The organism is Vibrio sp. 10N.239.312.D08, assembly GCF_041466145.1.
Taxonomy (GTDB): domain Bacteria; phylum Pseudomonadota; class Gammaproteobacteria; order Enterobacterales; family Vibrionaceae; genus Vibrio; species Vibrio crassostreae_C.
This window is the reverse complement of sequence record NZ_JBFSSD010000008.1, coordinates 1-21,940: the sequence shown is the minus strand read 5'-3', so window position 1 is coordinate 21,940 and position 21,940 is coordinate 1. Positions and strand designations below refer to the sequence as shown.

The window sequence follows — 21,940 nt, the reverse complement described above, 5'->3', positions numbered from 1 at the left end:
TTATCATTTTGTTTTTCTTATTCAATCGCTTATGAGTAATGGTCTTTGTGGTTAAGACAAAAAACAATAGTCATCGAGGTGGAGTAAATCTATAAGATAACGGTCCACTTTAAATTACGACTAACTTCGCTCAATGAAAAAAAACTTAATTGCGTTGGCTATCATATCCACGGCTCTTTTAGGGTGTAATCACGACTCACTAAGCTATAGTGATGGCCCTGATACGGTTCCTCCAACAGACATTATTCCACCAACAGATATCCTTCCGCCTACAGACATTGTTCCACCAACGGATATTCTTCCTCCGACTGACATTATCCCACCGACGGATATTATTCCTCCAACGACTTATATAGGTACGTTACTGTCGAGTGGAAATATCGTATCAGGCGATGTGTATTGTGATGGTATCCGCCTTGAAACTGGCTCGTTCAGTGTGAATCAAGGAGTAAGTTTTAGTTGTACACTGGGTCATCTCACTTTAGGTGATTTCACTGCTCCTCTCCCTGAAGTCACAGAAAGCACGATTTCAAATGATGCGCTTCATGCGTCATTTGAGTTGACAGAATTACATGGAGATAACGTTACCAAGGTACTCGAATCAATTGATGTTTGTGAGACTGAAAGTGCTATCTGTTTAAAAGAGCTGGATGCTTTTGATATTGAGGATGTGTTCTCGCAACTTGATGATCAAGATGCTGTCGATGCGTACTTTTCATCGAAAGAAGAAGAATCTACCGATGAAGTAGGTAAGGCTCCTAGTTCACACGTAGACACAACTGTTGTTCCTGCGGTTGACCCTAATGCGGACAATAACCTTAACGCTGGTTTTGTTTCTGCAGACGCAGAGTCTACCTATGCTTATAAGCCAAGTGTTGAAGGTAAGGTGTTAACTCGCAGTAAGCTTACAGACGCTAATGGTACGCCGATTTCTGGGATCAGTTTCTTTTCGGCTAACGCGACGGGCGTGACGGATGAAGAGGGAGTCTTTGAGTACCTGTGGGGCGACAGAATCGTTTTTGGTATTGATACGTTTGAGTTTGGCTCCATTACGGGTAATCAGGTTGCTTATAAATTGTCTGATGTGACCAATAATGTGGTTGAGAAAGCGAATATCCAGTCATTACTAGAGCGCTATGCGGTTGATCATGTAAGTTATTATGAGATATCTGAAGAAGTCCAAGATACCTTTTCAAATTACCCTAACGTTATAAATGAGTTGATCAACCTAACTCTGCCAAATGGGGGGCTGATAGAGGGTACAGACTTCGAACTTCCTAATGAGTTTGTTGGTCAGTTTAGCCAAGGGTTAACGGCAGTCATTGATGAGCAGCTGCGCCAAACGCCTCAGTTTATGGATTATGTTCGTCAACCTGCCGTTTTATCTATGAATTCTGGTCAGTATGTAACAGAGTCTCTGCAGCAAATCTTCCACAACGTCACCACATTCCATGTCTTCAATGACAATGGTAGCTTTTACGGTGCGACGGGGTATACCCGTGGTATGCGAGCTCTGAACATATCGAACAGAGCATTCCCTGTGGTGATGCCAAGAACTGATAAAAACCGTGAGCTTTACTTTGGTGAGCAACAGGCTTGGACTCGTGAAGGTAAGCCTTACATCGCACAACACCCAAGCATCTCGATGCCTCCGATTCCTTTAGTCTCTGAAGACAACGCGACTTATGGTTTCCCATTCGTTACTGCAGGCGAGATAGGCAAAGGTAAGGTCGTGTTCATGGGCAATGGCTTATATCCAAGTATTCTGTCATGCCCAGAGAATTATTGGGCTAATCGCACATTACATATCGACAGCAACAAACAACAGTGCACTGTTTCGACGTTTGAAAACCTACTACATGATGACCAAGGCAGCATGAGGTTGTTTTTCTCGAACTTGTTTGAGTGGTTCAATAATGGTTTGCCTATTGCTGGGATGAATGCAGTGACCAATATTGACCAAGCCTATTCGGCTTATCACCACTCCACAATGGGTAAGCAGTACACGTTTTTTGTTAGTCCTCAGTATGGTTTTGCGTCAGTAGAAAAGCGTGGTTCAGGTGACTTTGATGATTTGGATGCGAGTAATACGCCGATTTTGATCCTTCAGGCATACCCACCTAAGTTGGTTCAAGATGGCATGACTAACCAGTTTGTTGCTGACTTGGATAACCCGAACTTAAACCAAGACGATATTACGGCTCTTATTAACTATGTTAATGACGGTGGCAATATCTTGTTTATGGATGCGATTCAAACGACTAATCCTGAACCTGTTGGACGCTTGGCAGATGCCGTAGGTGTATCTCTTGGTGGTGAAAACGTTACCCCGACAAACCAAGCTTTCTGCGGTAGCTCTTATTACTGCCAAGCACCTTATCCTAATCTTCACGTGAAGAGTCAAAAGGAAATGGTGGTTCTTGAGCGTTTTCAAGATAACCAAGGAGAGCCTCCATTCACGGTAAATCAAGATGGTACGGTTGAGTGGATCAAAGATGAGTCCAAGATTAAGTTTGAGATCCCGACTTATGAGGTTACTAAGTTAGACGCTGAAGGGAAGCCAGTGCTTGATGCGTCTGGTGTAACAGTAATGGAGAAAAAATCCGCACGTATCTTTGTTGAATCGGCAGAAGAGCGTGAAGCGGCGATCAAAGAACTGCAATCTGCATTTGTTGGAACTGATCTTTGTACAAACGATTATGAATATGAATTTAACTGTATTGAGACTCGTTCTGGAGACGGTGTTACTGTTCGTGGTGCTTATCATCGCGCAGACTTTGATCGCTATGAAGTAAGTGAAGCTGTTGTTGGTAGCATGGTTAAAGCGGCGAACTTGGGCACTAACTTTACGGCGCTTTATGAGCATGAAATTTACTATAGAACAAAAGGTACTCAAGGTAAGCGTCTGTCTAACAGCGAATTGAATCAAGCGTTTGATAACCTGTCTGTTTGGATGTGGAATGACAACGCATACCATTTTGAAACAGAAATACAAGATGAGTTGGGGTTCAAGCAGGCTGTTCAGTTCCTTAACTGTTATACCGAAGACTTACATCAAACAGACACAATGGATGCACAGTGTCCTGTTGACCTAAAAGCGTCGTTAGTCGCTAATGGAATGATTCATGGCGAAGGTGAGTTATCTGGGCAGTTGAATCCTAGCTATCCATTAAATTACATGGAGAAACCTCTGACTCGTATTATGTTGGGGCGCTCATTCTGGGATCATGAAATCGTTGTTGATACCACAATGTATCCGGGTCGAACTTCGGGGGCATCTTCGTCAAGTACGGTAATGGTTCAGACCAACGGTAAAGCGGTGACGTATTCGGCAGGAAACAATCAATCGACAGGTCTGTGGGCACCTCAATTACAAGAAGTAACCATTCAAGATGGCGTGGCAGCTACGATTACTGTGATGATCGCGGATGATCTTACAGGTAAGCCGAATCACGAAACGAGTTTGAAACGCCCTCCACGTATGCAAACCAGCTTTGACTACAATGGTTCGAGCTTAACTTTCAAGGTTCCGTATGGTGGCCTTATTTACATTCAACCGAAAGTAAAAGAGCTTGGTGAAGTCTCGTTTAGCATTGATGGCGCGTTAAAAGCGGCTTGGTGGAAAGAGGGACAGTGGATTAACACTATTCAATCGGCAGACGCACCAATTGCAGAAATCGATACGGGTTCATTTATTTACACTACACCAATCAGGAATCTAGAATCCGCTGATTTGAACCAATTCGCAACAGATATGAATCGATTCGCTGAAGCGGCAAGTGACTTCTACGGGCGTGATGAGAAACAAAGCACTGGTTTACACCGTAGGTTCACTTATCCAGAACTGAATGCGTTCCGCCATCGTTTTGTGAATGACGTGCAGATTTCGATTGGCGCTGCTCACTCTGGCTACCCAGTGATGAATTCAAGCTTTAACGCAAATCGGACATACATTCCAACCAACCCTGTGAACGATTGGTTGTTGTGGCATGAAGTTGGTCACAACTTAGCATCAGCTCCTTTCCTTGCGGCTGGTAGTACAGAAGTGACCAATAACCTTCTTGCGTTGTATATGCAGGAGTTAGAGGGGCGCAATGCAAACCCTGAAATGGATCGTATTAAATCGGATATTAAGAAAGCACCTAAATGGCTAGAGCTTAATAATGAACATGCGTGGTCACATGGTGATGCAGGTTTACGATTAGTTATGTTTGGTCAGCTAAAAATCTGGGCAAAATCGAACTTTGCAATTGATGATTGGTATACACGCGGCGCAAGCCAATCTGATGTGTATGGTGAAGATGAAGGCTGGAACATGTTCAAACTTATGCACCGTAAAGCTCGAGGTGATAGAGAAGGCGACTCGAATACGAACTATTGTAGTGCTAGCGAGACTGGGCTTTCTGGTGGAGACCTAATGATGGTGTGCGCTTCTTATGTTTCAAACTATGACTTAAGTGACTTCTTTGAAGTTTGGAACGTGGGCGAAACGTCCATGACTAATGCTGATGGCACGAAGTCTTATAGTGGCGGAATTAGCTCTAAAGGTCTTAGTGCGGTTGAACAATTAAAACTAGAGAAACCAAACAACAGTCCTTTGAATGTTGATTCAATTTACTAACGCTAATTATTGCTAAAGCATTTTATAGCTTAAAAACAAACGCCACACTGAAACTACGTGTGGCGTTTTTGTTGGAATGCTCTAGAAATTTCAGCTAGATCAGTCTTCTACATGATGTTTAATACTTCGGCTGCCATTGGTTGACTGTCCTTGCTAGAGAAAGCAGGTTAAACTGTTCGCATCATAATTCTAAAGGATGGTGCCATGTACCACGGTCATATCTATTTCCCTCTGCGATTTGCAGAGCAGGCAGAAACACTGCGTCAGAAAATTCTATCGGAACGTAAAGATGTATTAGAGGTTTTTCCACTAATACAGCGTTTGGTTGGTCCACATAAGATGCCAATGTTTGAGATTCACTTTGCGAACAAAGAGTCGGGCATTGTTGAATGGCTTGAGCAAGAACGCGGTGATATGTCGGTGCTTATTCACCCTGTAACTGGCGGTGAAGAAACTTTGGATCACACAGTACGAGCGATCTGGCTTGGTCGTGAATTGGGTGTCTTTGAAGAAACGCTTACTAGCTAATCAAATATACCAATATTGCACTTAACTCATTCCGACCGGAAAATACATGAACAATAAAAAGGCTCCTCAAATGAGGAGCCTTTGTTTTAAGGAGCCGTTTTACCAAGAAACCGGTTATCAAGAGCCTCTGGTTATCGGGCTGAACCGTTAACCAGAGTAGGGGGATTAAGCCTCTGCAGTTACCTTAGAGTCACTCATCTTTTTAAGAGCCGCGTAACCAAAGCCTGTTACCGCTGTACCTGCTGCAATCGCCACTAGGTACATAAGAACTGGAGAGATAGCACCAGGAATCAGTAGTACGAACAAGCCGCCGTGTGGAGCCATTAGCTGTGCGCCAAACATCATTGATAGTGCGCCAGTTAGTGCACCACCTGCCATACAAGCTGGGATAACACGCATTGGATCTTTCGCTGCGAATGGGATTGCACCTTCAGAGATGAAACATAGGCCAAGAACGAATGATGCTTTACCTGCTTCACGCTCGCCTGCTTCAAACTTGTCTTTCACTAGGAAAGTTGCAAGGCCCATACCTAGAGCTGGAACCATACCTGCTGCCATGATTGCTGCCATTGGGGCGTAAGTTTGCGAAGCCAGTAGACCAACACCAAATGTGTAAGCGGCTTTGTTTACTGGACCACCAAGGTCGAAACACATCATAGCGCCTAGAATCACACCCAGAAGAATCGCGTTAGACGTTCCCATGTTGTTTAGGAAAGTGGTCATTGCGCTCATCACGCCAGAAACAGGGCCACCCACGATGTAAACCATCACAAGACCAGTGAACAAACTCGCGATAAACGGAATGATCAGGATTGGCTTGAGGGCTTCCATGGATTGTGGAAGTTGAACCTTGTCGGCAATGAATTTCGCTGCGTAACCTGCAATGAAACCTGCTGCGATACCACCTAGGAAACCTGCGCCCGTTGAGCTAGCCAACATACCGCCGATTAGACCTGGAGCCAGACCCGGACGGTCAGCAATTGAGAATGCAATGAAACCAGCAAGAACAGGAATCATCAGTGCGAATGCAGAACCACCACCGATAGTCATCAGTGCTGCTGCTAACGTGCCTTCTTCTTTAAACGCTTCGATACCGAATACGAAAGAGAGTGCAATGATCAAACCACCGGCAACCACCACAGGAAGCATATGTGAAACACCTGTCATTAGGTGCTTGTACACGCCTTTCTTCTCGTCAGCAGGTGCTGAATTAGAAGATGCTGTGTGTTGGTATGGTTTAGCTTCTGCGAATGCTTTTTCCATCTCTTGCTTTGTTTTCTTCAAAGCAGGGCTTGTTGTAGTTTTGTACAGCGCTTTGCCGTTAAAACGATCCAGAGGAACGTCGATGTCTGCTGCGATGATAACTAGATCAGCGTCTGCGATTTCTTGGTCTGTCAGTTGGTTTTTCGCACCTACAGAGCCGCGAGTTTCCACTTTGATTTGGTGACCTAGGCATTTGCCTTCTGCTTCAAGCGCTTCAGCTGCCATAAAGGTATGTGCAACACCCGTTGGGCAAGCCGTAATCGCTACGATCTTCTTGCTGCCTGTGCTTGCTGTTGTAGAAGAGTTTGGAGACGTACCGGTCACTTCAACAGTGCTTTCAGCTTGAGAAGCGTCTAATACCGTTGCTTCTGCTACCGCTTTCTCTAGGAATGCTTTTGCATCAGCTGTGCATTCAGAGATTGCCGCTTGGTACACTTTCTTACCAACAAAGCGAGCTTTATCAACGTTTGTGTTAGCTGCGATAACAACAATGTCGCTGCTGTCGATAGCGTCTTGTGATACTGGAGATTCAGGTAGTACGCTTGATTGACATTCAATAGCAGCGTTCCAACCCAGTGCTTTTGTCGCTTGCTCTAACAAGCCTGCTGCGATGATGCTGTTTGCTACGCCACTAGGGCAAGCTGTGATAATGGTAATATTCATAATAAACCTTTTGTCCTATTTGCTTGTGTCTAACTGGCTAGTTGGAGCACTAAGCGACTGTAATTGGATATTTTGTAGTACTGAATCCAGCTCTTGTTGGCTGGTGATGCCCACGCCTACCTGTGAAACTGCTAGAGCAGATAGGGCGGTTGCGAATTTAATAAGTTCTGGTTTCGGCATCTGTTGCATGTGACCCCAACATAGGCCAGCAACTAAGGTGTCGCCTGCGCCTACTGTGCTCACTACTTGCATACGCGGCGGTTGAGCATGTAACCATTCACCTTGGTTAAGCCACATCACGCCTTCTGCGCCAAGTGACACCACGATGTTCTCAATACCTTTTTCATTTAGGGCTTGGCCCGCGTGTTGGCATTGGTCACGAGTTGTCAGCTCTGCATTGAACAGCTGAGACAGCTCTTCATCGTTTGGTTTGATTAACCATGGTTGTGCATTGATACCGGCTTTAAGTGCGTCACGGCTGCTATCAAATAGAACCTTCTTACCTAAATCGTGTAAGCGTTGAACCCAAGAAGCGCAAAGCTCAGGAGAGATGCCTTGTGGCAAGCTGCCAGCAATGACGAAGTAATCGTGCGTTTCAGCAAGTTCTAATAGGGTTTCTTCGAACGCTTTAATCGCGTCAGCGTCAACAGGAACACCTGGGAAGTTGATGTCGCTTACTTGGCCTGAATTCTCTACCAATTTCACGTTAATGCGAGTTGCGCCATCAACACGGATGAAGCGGTCAGCTGCGCCCATCTGTTCAAACAGTTGGCAGAACGCTTCTTCGTTATTGCGACCAAGGAAACCTGTTACGGTCACTTTCGCGCCAAGCTCTGAAAGAACTTTTGCGACGTTTACGCCTTTGCCCGCTGCGTGCAAAGAGCCTTTGTTTACTAGGCTAACTGAACCTACATTTAGTGCGTCGATAGCGCCTGTCAGGTCTAGAGCAGGGTTAAGCGTTACGGTAACGGCTTTGATTTGTTTATCAGACATATCGACTCCTTAACCTTCGCCAAGGCCTGAAGCGATAGCTTTACCAATCGATTCAAGTGCTTGTGCTGCATCGTCACCTTCAGCAACAAACTGAAGCTGGTGGCCGTGTTTAACGCCAAGTGCGATGACTTTCATCAAGCTCTTCGCGTTCACTTCTTTTCCGTCGCCATCTAGGTTTGAAACGCGGATTGTTGATTCGAATTTCTTCGCTTCAGCAACCAACATTGCACCTGGACGAGCGTGTAGGCCGTGTGCGTTTTTGATTTTGAAGACTGCGCAGTTGTCGTCGTCTTGAGACGCTGTAGAAACCGCTTCACCTTTTAGAAGGCCAATCACTTGCGCTGCGTCAGCGGCTAACAGTTGTTGCTGTTTACCTTCAAAAACCATCTTGCTTAGGTTTGCCAGAATAGATTGGTGCGCGCTGTTACAAGCGGCGAATGCTACCAATGCTTTAACTGGTGTGCCTTCGTATTCACAATGGTTCGCTGTTGAAACGAAAGATACGCCAGTGCGAGTTACACCTTTGTCGCTGCCCAACAACCACAGGCCTTGGCCTAGGTGAGTTGGTGTTTTCGTTACTAGGTCAGCAACGAATGCGTTGTCTGTGCAACCTGTGTTCTTAAGTAGGCCACCCGCAACTGCAGACATTTGAATCATGTCGCTTGCAGGGAACAGTAGCTGAACTAAAGAAGCGTCTAGGTCGGCTTCTAGTTGAACTTCGCCGTTAAGTAGGGCGATGATTTCGTCTTCTGATTTCGCTTGCTTTAATTTCTCTTCAACACCGTCAGCTGCTAGCACTTTCGTTAGCTGCTTAAGAATGCCTAAGTGCTCGTCAGATTTAGCTGCAATACCAATCGCAACGTAAACACGGTTGCCGTCTGCCCAATCAATACCTTCAGGGAAGTGGTGTACCGCAACGCCTGTCTCTTTCACTAGGCCACGAGTATCTGTTGTTCCGTGAGGAATCGCGATGCCGTTACCTAGGAACGTAGAGTTCTGGTTTTCACGGTTCAGCATTCCTTCAACGTAACCAGAGTCAACTAAGCCTTTAGCTGTCAGGTCGCCAGCAATGTTTTGGATTGCTTTGAATTTGTCTTCGGCAGTTTGGCCTAGAGTGATGTCAGATTTTGATAATTTAAGCATGGTGCCTCTTTAGCGTATCGCTTGAGAATTTGTGTATCGCTACGATTCAGTCTAGAGCAAGATTTATGGACCTTGGCTCGTTGCTTAACTCTTTGTTTTACATTAGCTGAATCGGTTCAGCATTCAGTGTAAAAAAATTCAGCAAAGCCGATTTTGGTTTTCAAAATAGTTTTGCTGCGTGTCGTAATTCCAGTTTCGTTAACAACAAGAAGCTGAATCACGACAAATGACGCTCAATCCATTCAAAAGGATGATCGAAGTCACTTTTCAGATTTTGCTGAATCCTTTCAGCTTTTATACTGAATCGATTCAGCATATAATTCAACTAATCCAAGGATCAGAAGATTGGTTATATGATCCTACGCACAAAATACAGGTCACCCATATGACACTAGATGAGATTGCCAAACTAGCCGGTGTGTCGAAAACGACAGCCAGCTATGTTATTAATGGCAAGGCGCAGAAATACAGAATCAGTGAAAAGACTCAGCAGAAAGTGATGGCAGTGGTGGAAGAGTATAACTACCGACCAGACCATGCTGCTTCGTCGTTGCGCGCTGGTAATAGCCGTTCATTTGGTTTGATTATTCCTGACTTGGAAAACAGCAGTTACGCGCGTTTAGCAAAATTGATAGAGCAGAACTCACGTAAAGTGGGTTATCAAATTTTGATTGGTTGCTCAGATGATGACGCTGAAACCGAACGCAAAGTAGCGGAAGCGTTGGTGAGCCGTCGTATCGATGCCTTGCTGGTGGCGAGCTCTATGCCAGACGCCAATGAGTTCTACTTGAAGTTGCAAAACTCAGGCACACCCGTTATTGCGATTGACCGTCCTTTAGATGATGAGCACTTTGCCTGTGTGATCAGTGAAGATTTCGAAGCTGCATTTGAACTGACGCATTCGATTCTTGATGACAGTATTCATAGTGTTGGTTTGATTGGTGCACTGCCTGATCTGAACATTTCACGTGAACGTCAGCTCGGTTTTGAAGCTGCGAATAAAGCACATACTCAACAAACAGGGCTAACCGAAAACAAGCCGATGGTTGTCGGTTATGGCGAGCACTTTGACCGAGGATCAGGACGTGAGATTTTTGAGGGTTGGATTGCCAAAGGCACAGTGCCCGATGCGATTGTCACTATGTCTTACACTTTGCTAGAAGGTGTATTGGATGTGATGGTTGAAAAGCCAGAGCTGATCAAGCAAGTGAAACTGGCAACCTTTGGTGATAACCGTTTATTGGACTTCTTACCTTTTAAAGTTCATTCATTGCCACAGCAATTCGAAGTGATTGCAGACAGCGCCTTTGCACTTGCTTTGAACGCGTCTGCTAAACGTTACCAAGCGGGTATCGAGTTAGTACCAAGAAGCTTAGTAAAACGAGGCTAATTCCAGTTAGTTTACACAAGCTAGGTTGGACTTGGGCACTTAGCTCGAACCTGTAATTAATTTGAACTCAGCAATAAGCCCATTTCCACAATGGCAACAATGCCGAGCAACAAGGCCAACACTTTCCAAAACTGGATTGGGTTTCGGTTTATCAAAGGTTGCTTGGCTTTGCTTTTCACCAAGCTTTGGTTTGGTGTGTAAAGGTCTGCCACAAAATCCCCTAACACTTGATGACGTTCGCTTGGCGATTCCGCGCAGGCTTTTTGTAACACTAAATCCACCCAACTTGGTAAGTCCGCTCGTTTCTGAGTTATGGGTTGGTATTCCCATTGATGGTGGCGAGATTGTTTAAGCGATTGGGCAGTCATTTCAGAGTAGGGCAATGCACCGGTTAGCATCTCATAGCCGATCACAGCGATAGAGAACAGATCTGAGCTGGTGGTCGCGCTGTTGTGCTTGATGGTCTCTGGCGCTATGTAATTGACCGCGCCTAATGGTGTGTCGTCTTTGTCGGTGAGCTCTCCCTCTTCAAGGCCTCTCACTAACACCGCACCAAGGTCGATGATTTTTACCTCACCATCACGTTGAATCATGATGTTTTCCGGTTTTAAGTCTCGGTGCACCATGTCTGCACGTTGTAATACTCGAATGCCTTGTGTGATTTTTTCTAGTATGTCGCGTACTTCATTGAGTGACGGTTTTGGATTGTCGTACATCCATTGTCTTAGCGTGATGCCTTCAACCCATTCGCAGATTTGGTATAAGAATTGCGAGTTCTCTGGCGTCGGGTAAACCTTCATTACTCTCTTGTTTTTTAACAAGATCCCCGCCCATTGTTCATTAAAGAAAGCTCTGAGTTGCGAAGGGCTATCGTGATATTGGACGGAAGGGACTTTCAGCACGAACTCGGTCTGTGTCTCTTTCTGCATCACACGATACACATGGCTTCTAGATCCTGCATACAACACCTCAAGTACCATGAAGTTGTCGATACTTTGCCCGAGCTTTAAAGCGGGTGGGATAGCACGTTTAGCCAGCTTCTCATGGAACTCAATCAGCGAAGGTTTAGGCAGATGGCTGACTTGCACAATCAAGCAGCTCACGTTGTCCGAGCTATTGTGGCTTAAAGCCGTGTTACAGATGGTTTGTGCCGCGTATTCGAAATCCGCTCCGGGTTTGTCGATGTGTTCCTTGAAGGTGTTGGGAGAGACAAACTCGTGCACGCCATCAGATGTCAGGATAAAGCAGTCGTTTTTCTTGATAGGCAGGGTTTGATAGTCAACGTTGAGTTGGTTGTCCATGCCTAAGGCGCGTGTAAGATAATGCTTCTGTCCCATATTTTTACGGGTGTGGTCGCGGGTCAGTTGGCGTAATTCTCCATCTCTGAGTAAGTAAATGCGGCTGTCGCCAACGTGGAATATATGTGCGGTGTTTGATTTTAATATCACGCTGCTGAACGTCGAAACGAGGGCATTGTGGTTCACTTGTTGTGCGGGATGAATATTAGAAACAGACGTGTTGAAGAGCCAAGAATTGAGGGACGTTAAGACCTTTTGCGCCGAACGTTGAATGCTCCAGCTTTGGGGAGTTGCGTAATAGTCGTCGATAAACTGCATCACGCTAGTGTGACTGGCTTTCTGGCCGTATTCACTGCAACTTGCCCCGTCTGCAATACAGGCAACACTGCCTTTAAACTCTTGCTCAGTACGAGTTTTGGGGTGCTTTACAATGATGGCGTCTTGATTTTCATCACGTATGCCTTTATTCGAATAACCACCAAACTTAAGCGTTAACTGGTTGTTGGATTCTGGCGTGACGACTTGCCCTTGGCTGAATGAAATTGTCATAACTGATCTTCTTCTTAACTGTTCTTCTTCCCGCTTCCTTGACAGAACATCCTAGGAAGAACAAAAGCCCTAGTGAACTTAGAGCCTTTGAACGAAGCACCTAGCATTGATGTATCCGCTAAGGTGCTTCTCCCGATTCAATAATATCAAAGCTTCATAGTACAGACCTAGCTTGAAACATTAATCAGCGTGACACTGCCATCGTCGTTTACTTCGGCGATTTGACCGTTAGGCTCTTCCATGAACAGTAGAGTCACAAAGCCAAGTACCGCTGTTGCAGCAATCACTAAGAAGAAGGTTTGGTAGCTCACGAATGACAACACAGTTAGGTAAACTACTGCACCCACGTTACCGTAAGCGCCCGTCATACCTGCAATTTGACCTGTCATACGACGCTTGATTAGAGGAACCGTTGCGAATACCGCACCTTCACCCGCTTGCACGAAGAAAGAACACGCCATCGCCGCAACAACCGCTAGCCATACAGGCCATGTGCTGTCGACTTGACCCATTGCGAAGTAACCCACAGCAAGACCAATCGTTAGAATAAGCAGTGTTGGTTTACGACCGAATTTATCTGAAATCCAACCACCACCTGGGCGAGACATTAGGTTCATAAAGGCATAAGCCGATGCAACCATACCTGCAAGAACCGGTGTTAATTCAAAGGTTTCAGAGAAGAACAGTGGCAGCATAGAAACCACAGCCAGTTCAGAACCAAATGTTGCGAAGTACAATACGTTAAGTACCGCTACTTGCTTGAACTTGTACTGGTGAATCTCAGGCACTTCTTCTTTAAATACGTTCTTGTTTACTTTCCAAACTTGCGACACTTCGTACACGTAAAGTGCTGCTAAACCTGCATACACAGAGTAAACCGCCATGTCAGACAACATGTTGATGTTGCTTGGTGATAGCTTCCAAGTCAGTAGCGCTAAAGCGGCATACATAGGGATCTTCATAATAAGTAGGAAGAAAAAGTCACCCTTTGATGTCACTTCCATTGCTGTTACTTGAGCAGGCTTGAAGTAAGTCGAACCTTTTGGTGTATCTGACACGTTTTTGTAGAAGATAAACGAGAACGCTAAGCTCATTACGCCGGTAATACCGACCGCATAACGCCAGCCGTCTTCACCACCAAACGCTAGAGCGAGAGTTGGAAGTGTGAACGCCGCTGCTGCTGAACCGAAGTTACCCCAGCCGCCGTAAATACCTTCTGCAGTACCCAGTTCGTTGTGTGGGAACCATTCAGACACAAGACGAATACCGACAACGAAACCTGCACCAATGAAGCCCAGTAGGAAACGAGCGATTGCTGCTTGAATGAAAGAGTCTGCCAGAGCAAACATGAAACAAGGGATAGAACAGACCGCGAGTAGCGAAGAGTAAACCAACCTTGGGCCGTATCTATCGGTTAGCATGCCTATTGCGACACGTGCCGGAATGGTCAATGCAACGTTGAGGATCAGGAGGGTTTTGATCTCTTCAGTAGAAAGACCAAGCGTAGTTTTTACCATTTGCAGTAGTGGGGCAAAGTTGAACCACACAACAAAGGTAATGAAAAAGGCCATCCAGCTTAGGTGTAAGACCTTCATCTTACCCGTAAATGAAAGCAGCGAAAATTTAGTGTTATCCATGGTTTAAATCCTTTAAATCTGGAAAATTACCCGGTTTGTGCACCTGCGTTACTTCCGAACTTAGAACGCTTTTAATGTGCATAAACCCTGTGCCGAAATTGCGCACGCTAATAAGCGTTTGCATGATGGTGTCGGCGGTTTAGTTAACTGGCGATAGTAAGTGGTGCGAGAACTTGAACTTGTTCTCCTTGTTTGCGAACTTCAAATTTCACGAGCTTGAGCTCAGGCTGTTCAAGACATTCGCCAGTTTCTAAGTGGTAATGCTGCTTGTATAAGGGTGAGGCCACGTAAGGTTCTCCGCTTAATGAACCAATTATACCACGTGACATCACATTCGCCTTGCCGATAGGGTCGTAATTAGAGAGCCCATAAAGCGTGTCGCTGCGCTTGCAGTAAAAAATAGCCACTTGGTTATCGTCTACTTTGGCGCAAATTCCCCCGTTTGGGGTTAGATCGCTAGTGCTGCATACGGTTGTCCAATTTTCCATGACTTTCTCCTAGTCTAAAATTGAGTTTTTATTTTTTTATTGATGAACCTGATGAACCTGATGAAATTTATGAAACCTCAGTCACTTCGATTTGGTCTGCTTTAGCGAGCTTTTCATCGCGTTTTGAATTCGAAGCATCACTCAAGCTCGGCTTAGGAAAACGCTGCTCTCGCTCTTTGATGAAAGAGAGGCTAGTGTCCATTTCTTCACTGTTGATGTAGTGCTGGAAGCGCTTCATCTTCTCAGGGTTTTCAATGGTGGTTTTCCATTCACACTGGTACTTCTCGATGTTGAGTGCGATGTCCGCTTCGAGTTCTTCAGCTACGTTGAGCTTGTCTTCAATCACGACTTGCTTGAGGTATTCGATGCCGCCTTCAAGGTTCTCCATCCATACCGATGTACGCTGTAAGCGGTCTGCGGTACGTGTGTAGAACATCAAAACGCGGTCGATGTATTTAATGAGTGTGGTTTCATCAAGGTCGGTAGCGAAAAGGTCACCATGGCGAGGGCGCATACCGCCGTTACCACAGATGTAGAGGTTCCAACCTTTGTCGGTGGCGATAATGCCAAAATCTTTTGATTGGGCTTCTGCACATTCACGAGTACAGCCAGAAACCGCAAACTTGATCTTGTGTGGTGAACGCAGGCCTTTGTAGCGGTTCTCAAGACGAATCGCTAAGCCAACACTGTCGTCGACGCCGTATCGACACCAAGTGCTACCGACACAAGATTTCACGGTACGAACCGATTTACCGTAGGCGTGGCCCGTTTCAAAACCTGCATCAATCAGCTTTTTCCAGATGATAGGCAGTTCGTTAAGCTGTGCGCCAAACAAGTCGACACGCTGACCGCCCGTGATTTTGGTGTACAGGTCGAACTCTTTAGCGACTTCGCCTAAAACAATCAATTTATCTGGAGTGATTTCACCGCCAGCAATACGCGGAACTACCGAGTAAGTGCCGTCTTTTTGCATGTTGCCAAGGTAGATGTCATTGGTGTCTTGCAGCTCGATATGTTGATCTTCAAGGATGTAATCGTTCCAGTACGAAGCCAGAATCGAACCGACAGCCGGTTTACACACAGTACAGCCCAATCCGTTGCCGTGAGAATCTAACAGCTCGTCGAAGGTCTTGATTTTGTTGACGCGAATGATGTCGGTAAGCTCTTGGCGAGAATAAGCAAAGTGCTCACAGATATCGTTAGAGACTTCCACACCTAGGTTACTTAGCTCGCTATCGAGAACCTGTTTCGCAAGGGCAGAACAACCGCCACAACCTGTTGAAGCATTCGTGGTTTCTTTCAATGCAGCCATCGTGGTGCAGCCAGCTGAAACGGCCTCTTTAATATCGCCTTTGGTCACATCAAAACATGAACAGATCACAGCGCTATCAGGCAGAGCTTCAACACCCATTGCAGAGCCAGAATCATCGGCCACGTTAGGTAAAATTAGCACTGATGGGTTTTCAGGAAGGGGCATATCATTTTGCTTGATTTGCAGTAGCGAACCGTAGGCTTCTGCATCACCGACCAATACGGCACCGACAATTTTCGTGCCGTCAGCCGAGATGATCAAGCGTTTATAAACTTGTTCAATTTCATCGTTATAAGTATACGATTGAGCGCCTTCCGTCTTGCCGTGCACTTCACCAATACTGGCAACATCGACGCCAAGCAGTTTGAGCTTGGTGCTCATGTCTGCGCCAGTGAATGCAGCGTCGTCAGTACCGTCAGAGACAATATGCGCAGCCGCGATTTTCGCCATTGAATAGCCAGGGGCGACTAAGCCGAAGATCTTGTTGTCCCAAAGGGCACATTCACCAATCGCATACACGTTGTCGATGTTGGTTTGGCAGTGATCGTTAATCACAATGCCGCCACGTTCACCAATGGCGATATCAGAGCTGCGAGCTAAGGCATCTTGAGGGCGAATACCCGCAGAGAACACGATCATATCGGTTTCAAGGTGGGTGCCGTCTGCAAAGTTCATACGGTAGCGAGCGTTTTCTCCGTCGACTATTTCAGAGGTCGCTTTCTCGGTATGAACTTGCACACCAAGGTCTTCAATTTTTCTGCGTAATAGGGCACCGCCACCGTCATCTAATTGAACCGCCATCAGGCGAGGCGCAAATTCAACCACATGGGTTTCTAAGCCAAGGTTTTTGACTGCGTTTGCGGCCTCTAAGCCAAGCAGACCACCACCAATCACCACGCCAGATTTGCTACCTTTGCTTGATAGTTCAATTGCGTCTAAGTCTTCAATAGTCCGATAAACGTGACAGTGTTCTTGATCGTTACCGGGAATAGGGGGAACAAAAGGGAAAGAGCCCGTCGCCAAGATTAGCTTGTCGTAACTTTCAACGTGACCACTTTCAGTGATGACTTGTTGATTGGCAGTGTCTAGCTTGGCAACCTTCTGGTTCAACAAGTAGTTCACGCCGTTGCTTTGGTAATACTCTTCACTGGTCAATGACAGGTCATCAGCACTTTTACCATTAAAGTAAGCCGTCAGCTGAACACGGTCGTACGCTAACCTTGGCTCTTCACTAAAAGTAATCACATCAAATTCATCACTGTCTGATTGCAGGATGTTGTCGATAAATTTGTGTCCAACCATGCCGTTACCAACAACGACGATTTTCTTCTTGCTCATAATCCATTCCTTATTCTCGGCATTATCATCACTAGCATCTAATTTCTAGTAGTTAGCAGATGAATACCGGGTTGAGATTCCACTCAATTCATAATCATCAAGAAAAACAAAAAATGTTTTTTCCAACTCTTGGTTTTTAGTTGAGCAAGGAGGGTGCCAGATTGCGATTTGTTCATTTAAATAAAATTTAATATATATATTTCAGTGATTTAAAAATTGCAGGTGGCACGTAATTACCCCTAAAGTGGTATGTAAAAATTTTGTTATATTTATATAAATGAGCGTTTGTGGTGCAACTTTCTGCAAGATGGTGCAAAAATTAAGTTTCTATCTTGGTTAAGTTCTGTTTGGTTCGTTGTTGATATTTGTGTTTTTATTAAGTTGTTGTTTTTAGATGAAATTATTTGCTATTCATCAGCTGCTATTAAGTGGCGTGTTATTTGCTTATTTTTAGTTATTACAATTATGGATAATTGAGTGAGAAACGGATGACCGATTCAAACAGCGGCTGGATAAAATCGACCTGTGCTTATTGTGGTGTAGGGTGTGGAATAGAAGCGAGACCGACATCGTTAGGAAAACTAGAAGTGCGTGGTGATAAAGATCATCCATCAAACTATGGAAAGCTATGCACTAAAGGGATTGCGCTCGGCGACACCGTCACGCCTTTAGGTCGTCTTACACAGCCTGCTCATATTCAGAATGAGCAAAAACAAGAGCTAGATTGGAACAATGCCACTCAGTTGGTCGCAGACAAATTCAATCAAACCATCGAAGAATTTGGGGCCGATTCGGTTGCGTTCTATGTATCTGGTCAGCTGCTTACCGAAGACTATTATGTTGCCAATAAACTGATGAAAGGCTTCATCGGCAGTGGCAACATCGACAGTAATTCTAGGCTGTGTATGGCTTCAACCGTGGTCGGGCATAAGCGTGCATTTGGTGCAGACACAGTGCCGGTTTGCTATGAAGATCTCGAGCAAGCCGATCTGGTCGTGATTACAGGCTCGAACCTAGCATGGTGTCACCCGGTACTTTTCCAAAGGTTAAGAGCCGCAAAACAAGCCAACCCTGCATTGAAAGTCATCGTCATCGACCCGCGTTATACCGACACCTGTGAAATCGCAGACATTCACTTGGCATTGGAATCCGGCTCAGACGTGGCGTTGTTCAATGGTTTATTGGGCTACCTCGACGATAACGACAAGCTAGATGCAGACTACATAGAAAACCACACTCAAGGCTTTACTGAATCGATTCGATCTGCGACTCAATATCGCTATACCGAATCAGGCTGGGGCGACAAAAGCGTTCCTGAGCTCACAGGGTTAACAGAGCAGCAGCTGAAACAGTTCTACAGTTTGTTTGCATCGAACGAGAAGGTGCTAACCATTTACTCCCAAGGCGTGAACCAATCGACACAAGGGTGTGACAAGGTGAATGCCATTATTAACTGCCATTTAGCCACCGGAAAAATCGGCAAGCCGGGAATGGGGCCATTCTCTGTCACAGGACAACCGAACGCGATGGGCGGGCGTGAGGTGGGCGGCCTAGCCAATACTTTAGCGGCGCACTTTGAGTTTGGTGATCCGCGATCACACCAAACGGTGAGTGAATTTTGGCAGACCGACAACCTAGCCACTCATGCGGGATTAAAAGCGATCGACCTGTTTGATGCGATGAATGAGGGAAAAATCAAAGCGGTGTGGATCATGGCAACGAACCCAGTTGTGAGCCTGCCTGACAGTGAAAAGATCAAAACCGCATTAGAGAAGTGCCCGTTTGTGGTGGTGTCGGACTGCATTGCCGACACTGAAACCACTCGCTTGGCCGATGTAGTGCTGCCCGCGCAGGGGTGGAGCGAGAAGTCGGGCACTGTGACCAACTCTGAACGCCGAATCTCACGCCAACGCCGTGTATTACCAAGCCCAGGGGAAGCCAAACCCGATTGGTGGATATTGAAAGAAGTCGCTCAAAAAATGGGATTCAAAGAGCAGTTCGAGTTCCGCCACGAAGGCGAGATATTCAAAGAGTATTGCGAGATGACAGCGCTCGGTAATGAAACGGGCAAAGCGCGTGATTTGTGCTTAATTGGACTCACGCAACTGGATGAAAAAGGCTATGGCGAACTCACTCCACAGCAATGGCCAGTACTTGAGTATCAACCTGAGATCATCGAACAGCGCATGTTCACCAATGGTGAGTTCTTTACCGAATCAGGCAAAGCGCAGTTTATTGCAGTTGAGCACGACAAACCGATTGCCGATACCAGCCTTGAATTCCCACTTATCATGAACACAGGGCGAATCCGAGACCAATGGCACACCATGAGCCGCACAGGCTTGGCGGCAGGTTTAGGTGAGCATACCCCTGAGCCTTTTGTTGCGATGCACCCAGATACGGTTTCGGAACTAAACTTGGATGAGTTTGGGCTAGATGCGTTCAACCACGCCACTATTAACCCAGTGGTGAAAGTGCGCAGCGCACAAGGGGAGTGCCAAGCGCGATTAGTAGTGACCAAAGAGATGCGCCGTGAACAAGTTTTCATGCCGATTCATTGGAACGCACCGACCGCCAAAGACAGTAAACCATGTGACCTGATCTTGCCTCATACCGATGCCGCATCAGGCCAGCCAGAATTCAAACACACCCCAGTGGTGGTTGAACCGTGTGGCTATCGCAGTGAAGCCGCACTGGTCAGCGACAAAGTGATGGACTGCAGTGGCTTTGATTACTGGGTTCGCCAAAGAGTGGAGGGCGGTTTTCTGTATCGCATCTCATCATCTAAGAACCCTATGGAGCTGGTTATTCAGCTTGCTAATACCCTCGATGCCTTGCCAGAACCTGACGCAGAAGCGATTAAATCACTCCATTACCACGGCAATAAATCATTCAAGAACTACGGCTCTGCCAAGCTGGGTCAGTCTGGCGTAAAGCAAGCCTTCGTGGTGAACAGTAAGCTAGACCATCAAAGCATCGACTGGCTGGTGGAGTGCTTAACCCGAGAAGCCGATGAAGAGTTCGAAGCCGAGTTTTTGAGTACCATGGCGAAGTAGTTACTACCTCTAAACTATTAATACCAAGAGTTAAGCGCCGACAATTACGTCGGCGTTTTTGTTTGAAAACACGATATTCAAAGATATGACTATTCATTATCGAGCTGCGGTTTACTCACATATTGGAGAGTTTTCTGCATTTTGCAGAAACTATATGGAAAATTTCTGCTTTTCGTCATGTTTGATACGAAGATAAGTAGGTAAGATAATGTTATTAAATGAGTTATTAGACTAAGTGTAGTGTGTCTTGGAAACTAGACAGAATTGTTTCGGGGACAAAATGCAGAATTATTCTGTCTAATATAGCTGTTATGTTCATGCCGTCATGTCATGGCTTACTGATAATGAATAATAAAGAGCATCGTATGTATATAGGTTTTTACACTCAGAAAGAATTAGTCGTAGTTGGTAAAAACGATATGCATTTACTAACTGATAAGACCCCCCTGATCAATAAGTCAAGCCTGGATGATCTCGATAAAATAATCATTACCCATGATTCAGATGACTTTAAAATAACAGTTACTAGAGATGGTTTATTTGGGATCAGGATTAAAAGTATAGAAAGTGATTATCCAAGTCCACAAAGTATGGCTGAACATTGTAACGATAGGTCAACCGAGAAATGGAGATTGTATGTTGATCATATAAATGCATTTCAAGTTGCTTTAATGACAGCATCTTTAATTTCTGGTTTCAAAAGTGATCTTAGCGGTGTACACGATATTACTAGGGAAGATGCACTTATACTAAAAGAAGACATGAGGTTTGAGGGGCTAACTTCAGAGAGTAATAAGACCAAAATTAGAATGTTTGATAGCAACCGAACACGAGTTTTTTGTGCTCAGCAGTTCCTATTCGAAGAATATTTCGAACATTGTTTAGTACGCTTTAAAAGTATTATTAAAGCTAAGGCTATTTCTCATGTAGCAAACTTAGCAAGGTCACTAGTTCATTATCAGTCAGGAAATAATAACCTTGCTTTAGCGTTATCGTGGTTTGATATCGAAATATTGCTAAAGAGAAAGCTAAAGTTGCATTTGGAAGAGCCTTCTATTAACTACACCGTTGATAAAAGTAAAGGTACCAAACGTTTTAATAACGGTCGGTGTAAATATCTTGTAGAAGAAATGGAAGTAGCAAAAGTAGTCGAAATTTTGGAACTACTCGAGTTAATAACGTATGACCTTTATTCTAGTATTTCTAAATGTAGAAAAGAACGAAATAAGATGGTGCACGGTTCGAATCTAGTAGTGAGCAGTGAAACTGCAAATAATTGTATTTCCCTTTTGTTACAGCTTATAAATTCAGAGTTTAACAGTGATTTGAAAATTAACACATCAAGGTCAATGTCTCTTTTTTAGTTCATAAAAATGAACATAACAAGGCGTTTAAACGGAACAAAAACAGTGGGTTACGTTTCGCTTCGCTACACATTATAACCCACAATTTTTGTCCGCTTAATGCGGCTACATGGATTCCCCCGGTTGTCAAACATCCGCTAAACTTATGTTGATGGGTTTTGGACTGCCGCTCTACATTCGGCCTACTTATCGACGATTCGCATCCGTCGTGGCCCTGATGACTTGCGCGACTGCGGTGCCTTATTCGTTAGATGACATCTAGTGTGTCCGCCGCATTAACAGGCTCTCCGCAAGTGG

At 45.2% G+C, this 21,940-nt stretch carries 12 protein-coding genes; 5 read left to right on the top strand and 7 right to left on the bottom strand.

The window, feature by feature from the left end; all coding sequences use genetic code 11:
- Positions 1 to 133: 133 nt before the first annotated feature.
- Together AB6D58_RS06145 and AB6D58_RS06140 are read left to right on the top strand one after the other, a co-directional pair.
- Positions 134 to 4,621, top strand: coding sequence for an SslE/AcfD family lipoprotein zinc metalloprotease (locus tag AB6D58_RS06145; RefSeq protein WP_372072843.1), 4,488 nt, complete (start codon positions 134 to 136; stop codon positions 4,619 to 4,621).
- Between the two features lie 204 nt (positions 4,622 to 4,825).
- Positions 4,826 to 5,149, top strand: a complete 324-nt coding sequence (locus AB6D58_RS06140; protein ID WP_017064766.1) for a DOPA 4,5-dioxygenase family protein — start codon at positions 4,826 to 4,828, stop codon at positions 5,147 to 5,149.
- 165 nt (positions 5,150 to 5,314) lie between these two features.
- On the opposite strand, the gene AB6D58_RS06135 is transcribed toward AB6D58_RS06140, so the two are convergent.
- The 3 genes from AB6D58_RS06135 to fruB are packed head-to-tail and all read right to left on the bottom strand — an operon-like array spanning position 5,315 to position 9,211.
- Positions 5,315 to 7,075 carry a PTS fructose-like transporter subunit IIB gene (locus AB6D58_RS06135; protein ID WP_372156747.1) on the bottom strand — a complete coding sequence of 587 codons (1,761 nt, stop codon included), beginning with the start codon at positions 7,073 to 7,075 and terminating at the stop codon, positions 5,315 to 5,317.
- A 15-nt stretch (positions 7,076 to 7,090) separates the two neighbouring features.
- Positions 7,091 to 8,068 carry a 1-phosphofructokinase gene (pfkB, locus tag AB6D58_RS06130; protein ID WP_065584602.1) on the bottom strand — a complete coding sequence of 326 codons (978 nt, stop codon included), beginning with the start codon at positions 8,066 to 8,068 and terminating at the stop codon, positions 7,091 to 7,093.
- 9 nt (positions 8,069 to 8,077) lie between these two features.
- Positions 8,078 to 9,211 carry a fused PTS fructose transporter subunit IIA/HPr protein gene (gene fruB, locus AB6D58_RS06125; protein WP_050712439.1) on the bottom strand — a complete coding sequence of 378 codons (1,134 nt, stop codon included), beginning with the start codon at positions 9,209 to 9,211 and terminating at the stop codon, positions 8,078 to 8,080.
- A 385-nt stretch (positions 9,212 to 9,596) separates the two neighbouring features.
- Here fruB and cra point away from each other — a divergent pair, with 385 nt between their 5' ends.
- Entirely contained in the window at positions 9,597 to 10,601 is a 1,005-nt protein-coding gene (gene cra / locus AB6D58_RS06120) for a catabolite repressor/activator (protein ID WP_372156743.1), read from the top strand.
- Between the two features lie 56 nt (positions 10,602 to 10,657).
- Here cra and AB6D58_RS06115 read toward each other — a convergent pair whose 3' ends face one another.
- From AB6D58_RS06115 to nirB, 4 genes are all read right to left on the bottom strand, one after another.
- On the bottom strand, positions 10,658 to 12,448 hold the full coding sequence (locus AB6D58_RS06115; RefSeq protein WP_372156740.1) for a protein kinase domain-containing protein: 1,791 nt from the start codon (positions 12,446 to 12,448) through the stop codon (positions 10,658 to 10,660).
- A 167-nt stretch (positions 12,449 to 12,615) separates the two neighbouring features.
- The gene (locus AB6D58_RS06110) at positions 12,616 to 14,085 is read right to left on the bottom strand and encodes a NarK family nitrate/nitrite MFS transporter (protein WP_017060867.1); all 1,470 of its coding nucleotides are present in this window, start codon (positions 14,083 to 14,085) and stop codon (positions 12,616 to 12,618) included.
- Between the two features lie 143 nt (positions 14,086 to 14,228).
- Positions 14,229 to 14,573 (bottom strand): nitrite reductase small subunit NirD, encoded by a 345-nt coding sequence (gene nirD / locus AB6D58_RS06105; protein WP_136977923.1) that lies wholly within the window; start codon positions 14,571 to 14,573, stop codon positions 14,229 to 14,231.
- A gap of 67 nt (positions 14,574 to 14,640) precedes the next feature.
- Positions 14,641 to 17,223: a nitrite reductase large subunit NirB gene (nirB, locus tag AB6D58_RS06100; protein WP_372097291.1), complete on the bottom strand. Its 2,583-nt coding sequence runs from the start codon at positions 17,221 to 17,223 to the stop codon at positions 14,641 to 14,643.
- Between the two features lie 473 nt (positions 17,224 to 17,696).
- Here nirB and AB6D58_RS06095 point away from each other — a divergent pair, with 473 nt between their 5' ends.
- Both AB6D58_RS06095 and AB6D58_RS06090 read left to right on the top strand, forming a co-directional pair.
- Positions 17,697 to 20,279 carry a molybdopterin oxidoreductase family protein gene (locus AB6D58_RS06095; RefSeq protein WP_372156736.1) on the top strand — a complete coding sequence of 861 codons (2,583 nt, stop codon included), beginning with the start codon at positions 17,697 to 17,699 and terminating at the stop codon, positions 20,277 to 20,279.
- A 344-nt stretch (positions 20,280 to 20,623) separates the two neighbouring features.
- Complete coding sequence (locus AB6D58_RS06090) at positions 20,624 to 21,643, top strand: hypothetical protein (protein WP_133160488.1); 1,020 nt, start codon at positions 20,624 to 20,626, stop codon at positions 21,641 to 21,643.
- The last annotated feature ends 297 nt before the right edge of the window (positions 21,644 to 21,940 follow it).

What these genes read in the sequence shown, in the direction of transcription:
- AB6D58_RS06110 (WP_017060867.1), bottom strand. Translation starts at nt 14,085, where the DNA reads ATGGATAACACTAAATTTTCGCTGCTTTCATTTACGGGTAAGATGAAG.
- nirB (WP_372097291.1), bottom strand. Translation starts at nt 17,223, where the DNA reads ATGAGCAAGAAGAAAATCGTCGTTGTTGGTAACGGCATGGTTGGACAC.
- AB6D58_RS06140 (WP_017064766.1), top strand. Translation starts at nt 4,826, where the DNA reads ATGTACCACGGTCATATCTATTTCCCTCTGCGATTTGCAGAGCAGGCA.
- AB6D58_RS06115 (WP_372156740.1), bottom strand. Translation starts at nt 12,448, where the DNA reads ATGACAATTTCATTCAGCCAAGGGCAAGTCGTCACGCCAGAATCCAAC.
- AB6D58_RS06145 (WP_372072843.1), top strand. Translation starts at nt 134, where the DNA reads ATGAAAAAAAACTTAATTGCGTTGGCTATCATATCCACGGCTCTTTTA.
- fruB (WP_050712439.1), bottom strand. Translation starts at nt 9,211, where the DNA reads ATGCTTAAATTATCAAAATCTGACATCACTCTAGGCCAAACTGCCGAA.
- nirD (WP_136977923.1), bottom strand. Translation starts at nt 14,573, where the DNA reads ATGGAAAATTGGACAACCGTATGCAGCACTAGCGATCTAACCCCAAAC.
- AB6D58_RS06135 (WP_372156747.1), bottom strand. Translation starts at nt 7,075, where the DNA reads ATGAATATTACCATTATCACAGCTTGCCCTAGTGGCGTAGCAAACAGC.
- AB6D58_RS06090 (WP_133160488.1), top strand. Translation starts at nt 20,624, where the DNA reads ATGAATAATAAAGAGCATCGTATGTATATAGGTTTTTACACTCAGAAA.
- cra (WP_372156743.1), top strand. Translation starts at nt 9,597, where the DNA reads ATGACACTAGATGAGATTGCCAAACTAGCCGGTGTGTCGAAAACGACA.
- pfkB (WP_065584602.1), bottom strand. Translation starts at nt 8,068, where the DNA reads ATGTCTGATAAACAAATCAAAGCCGTTACCGTAACGCTTAACCCTGCT.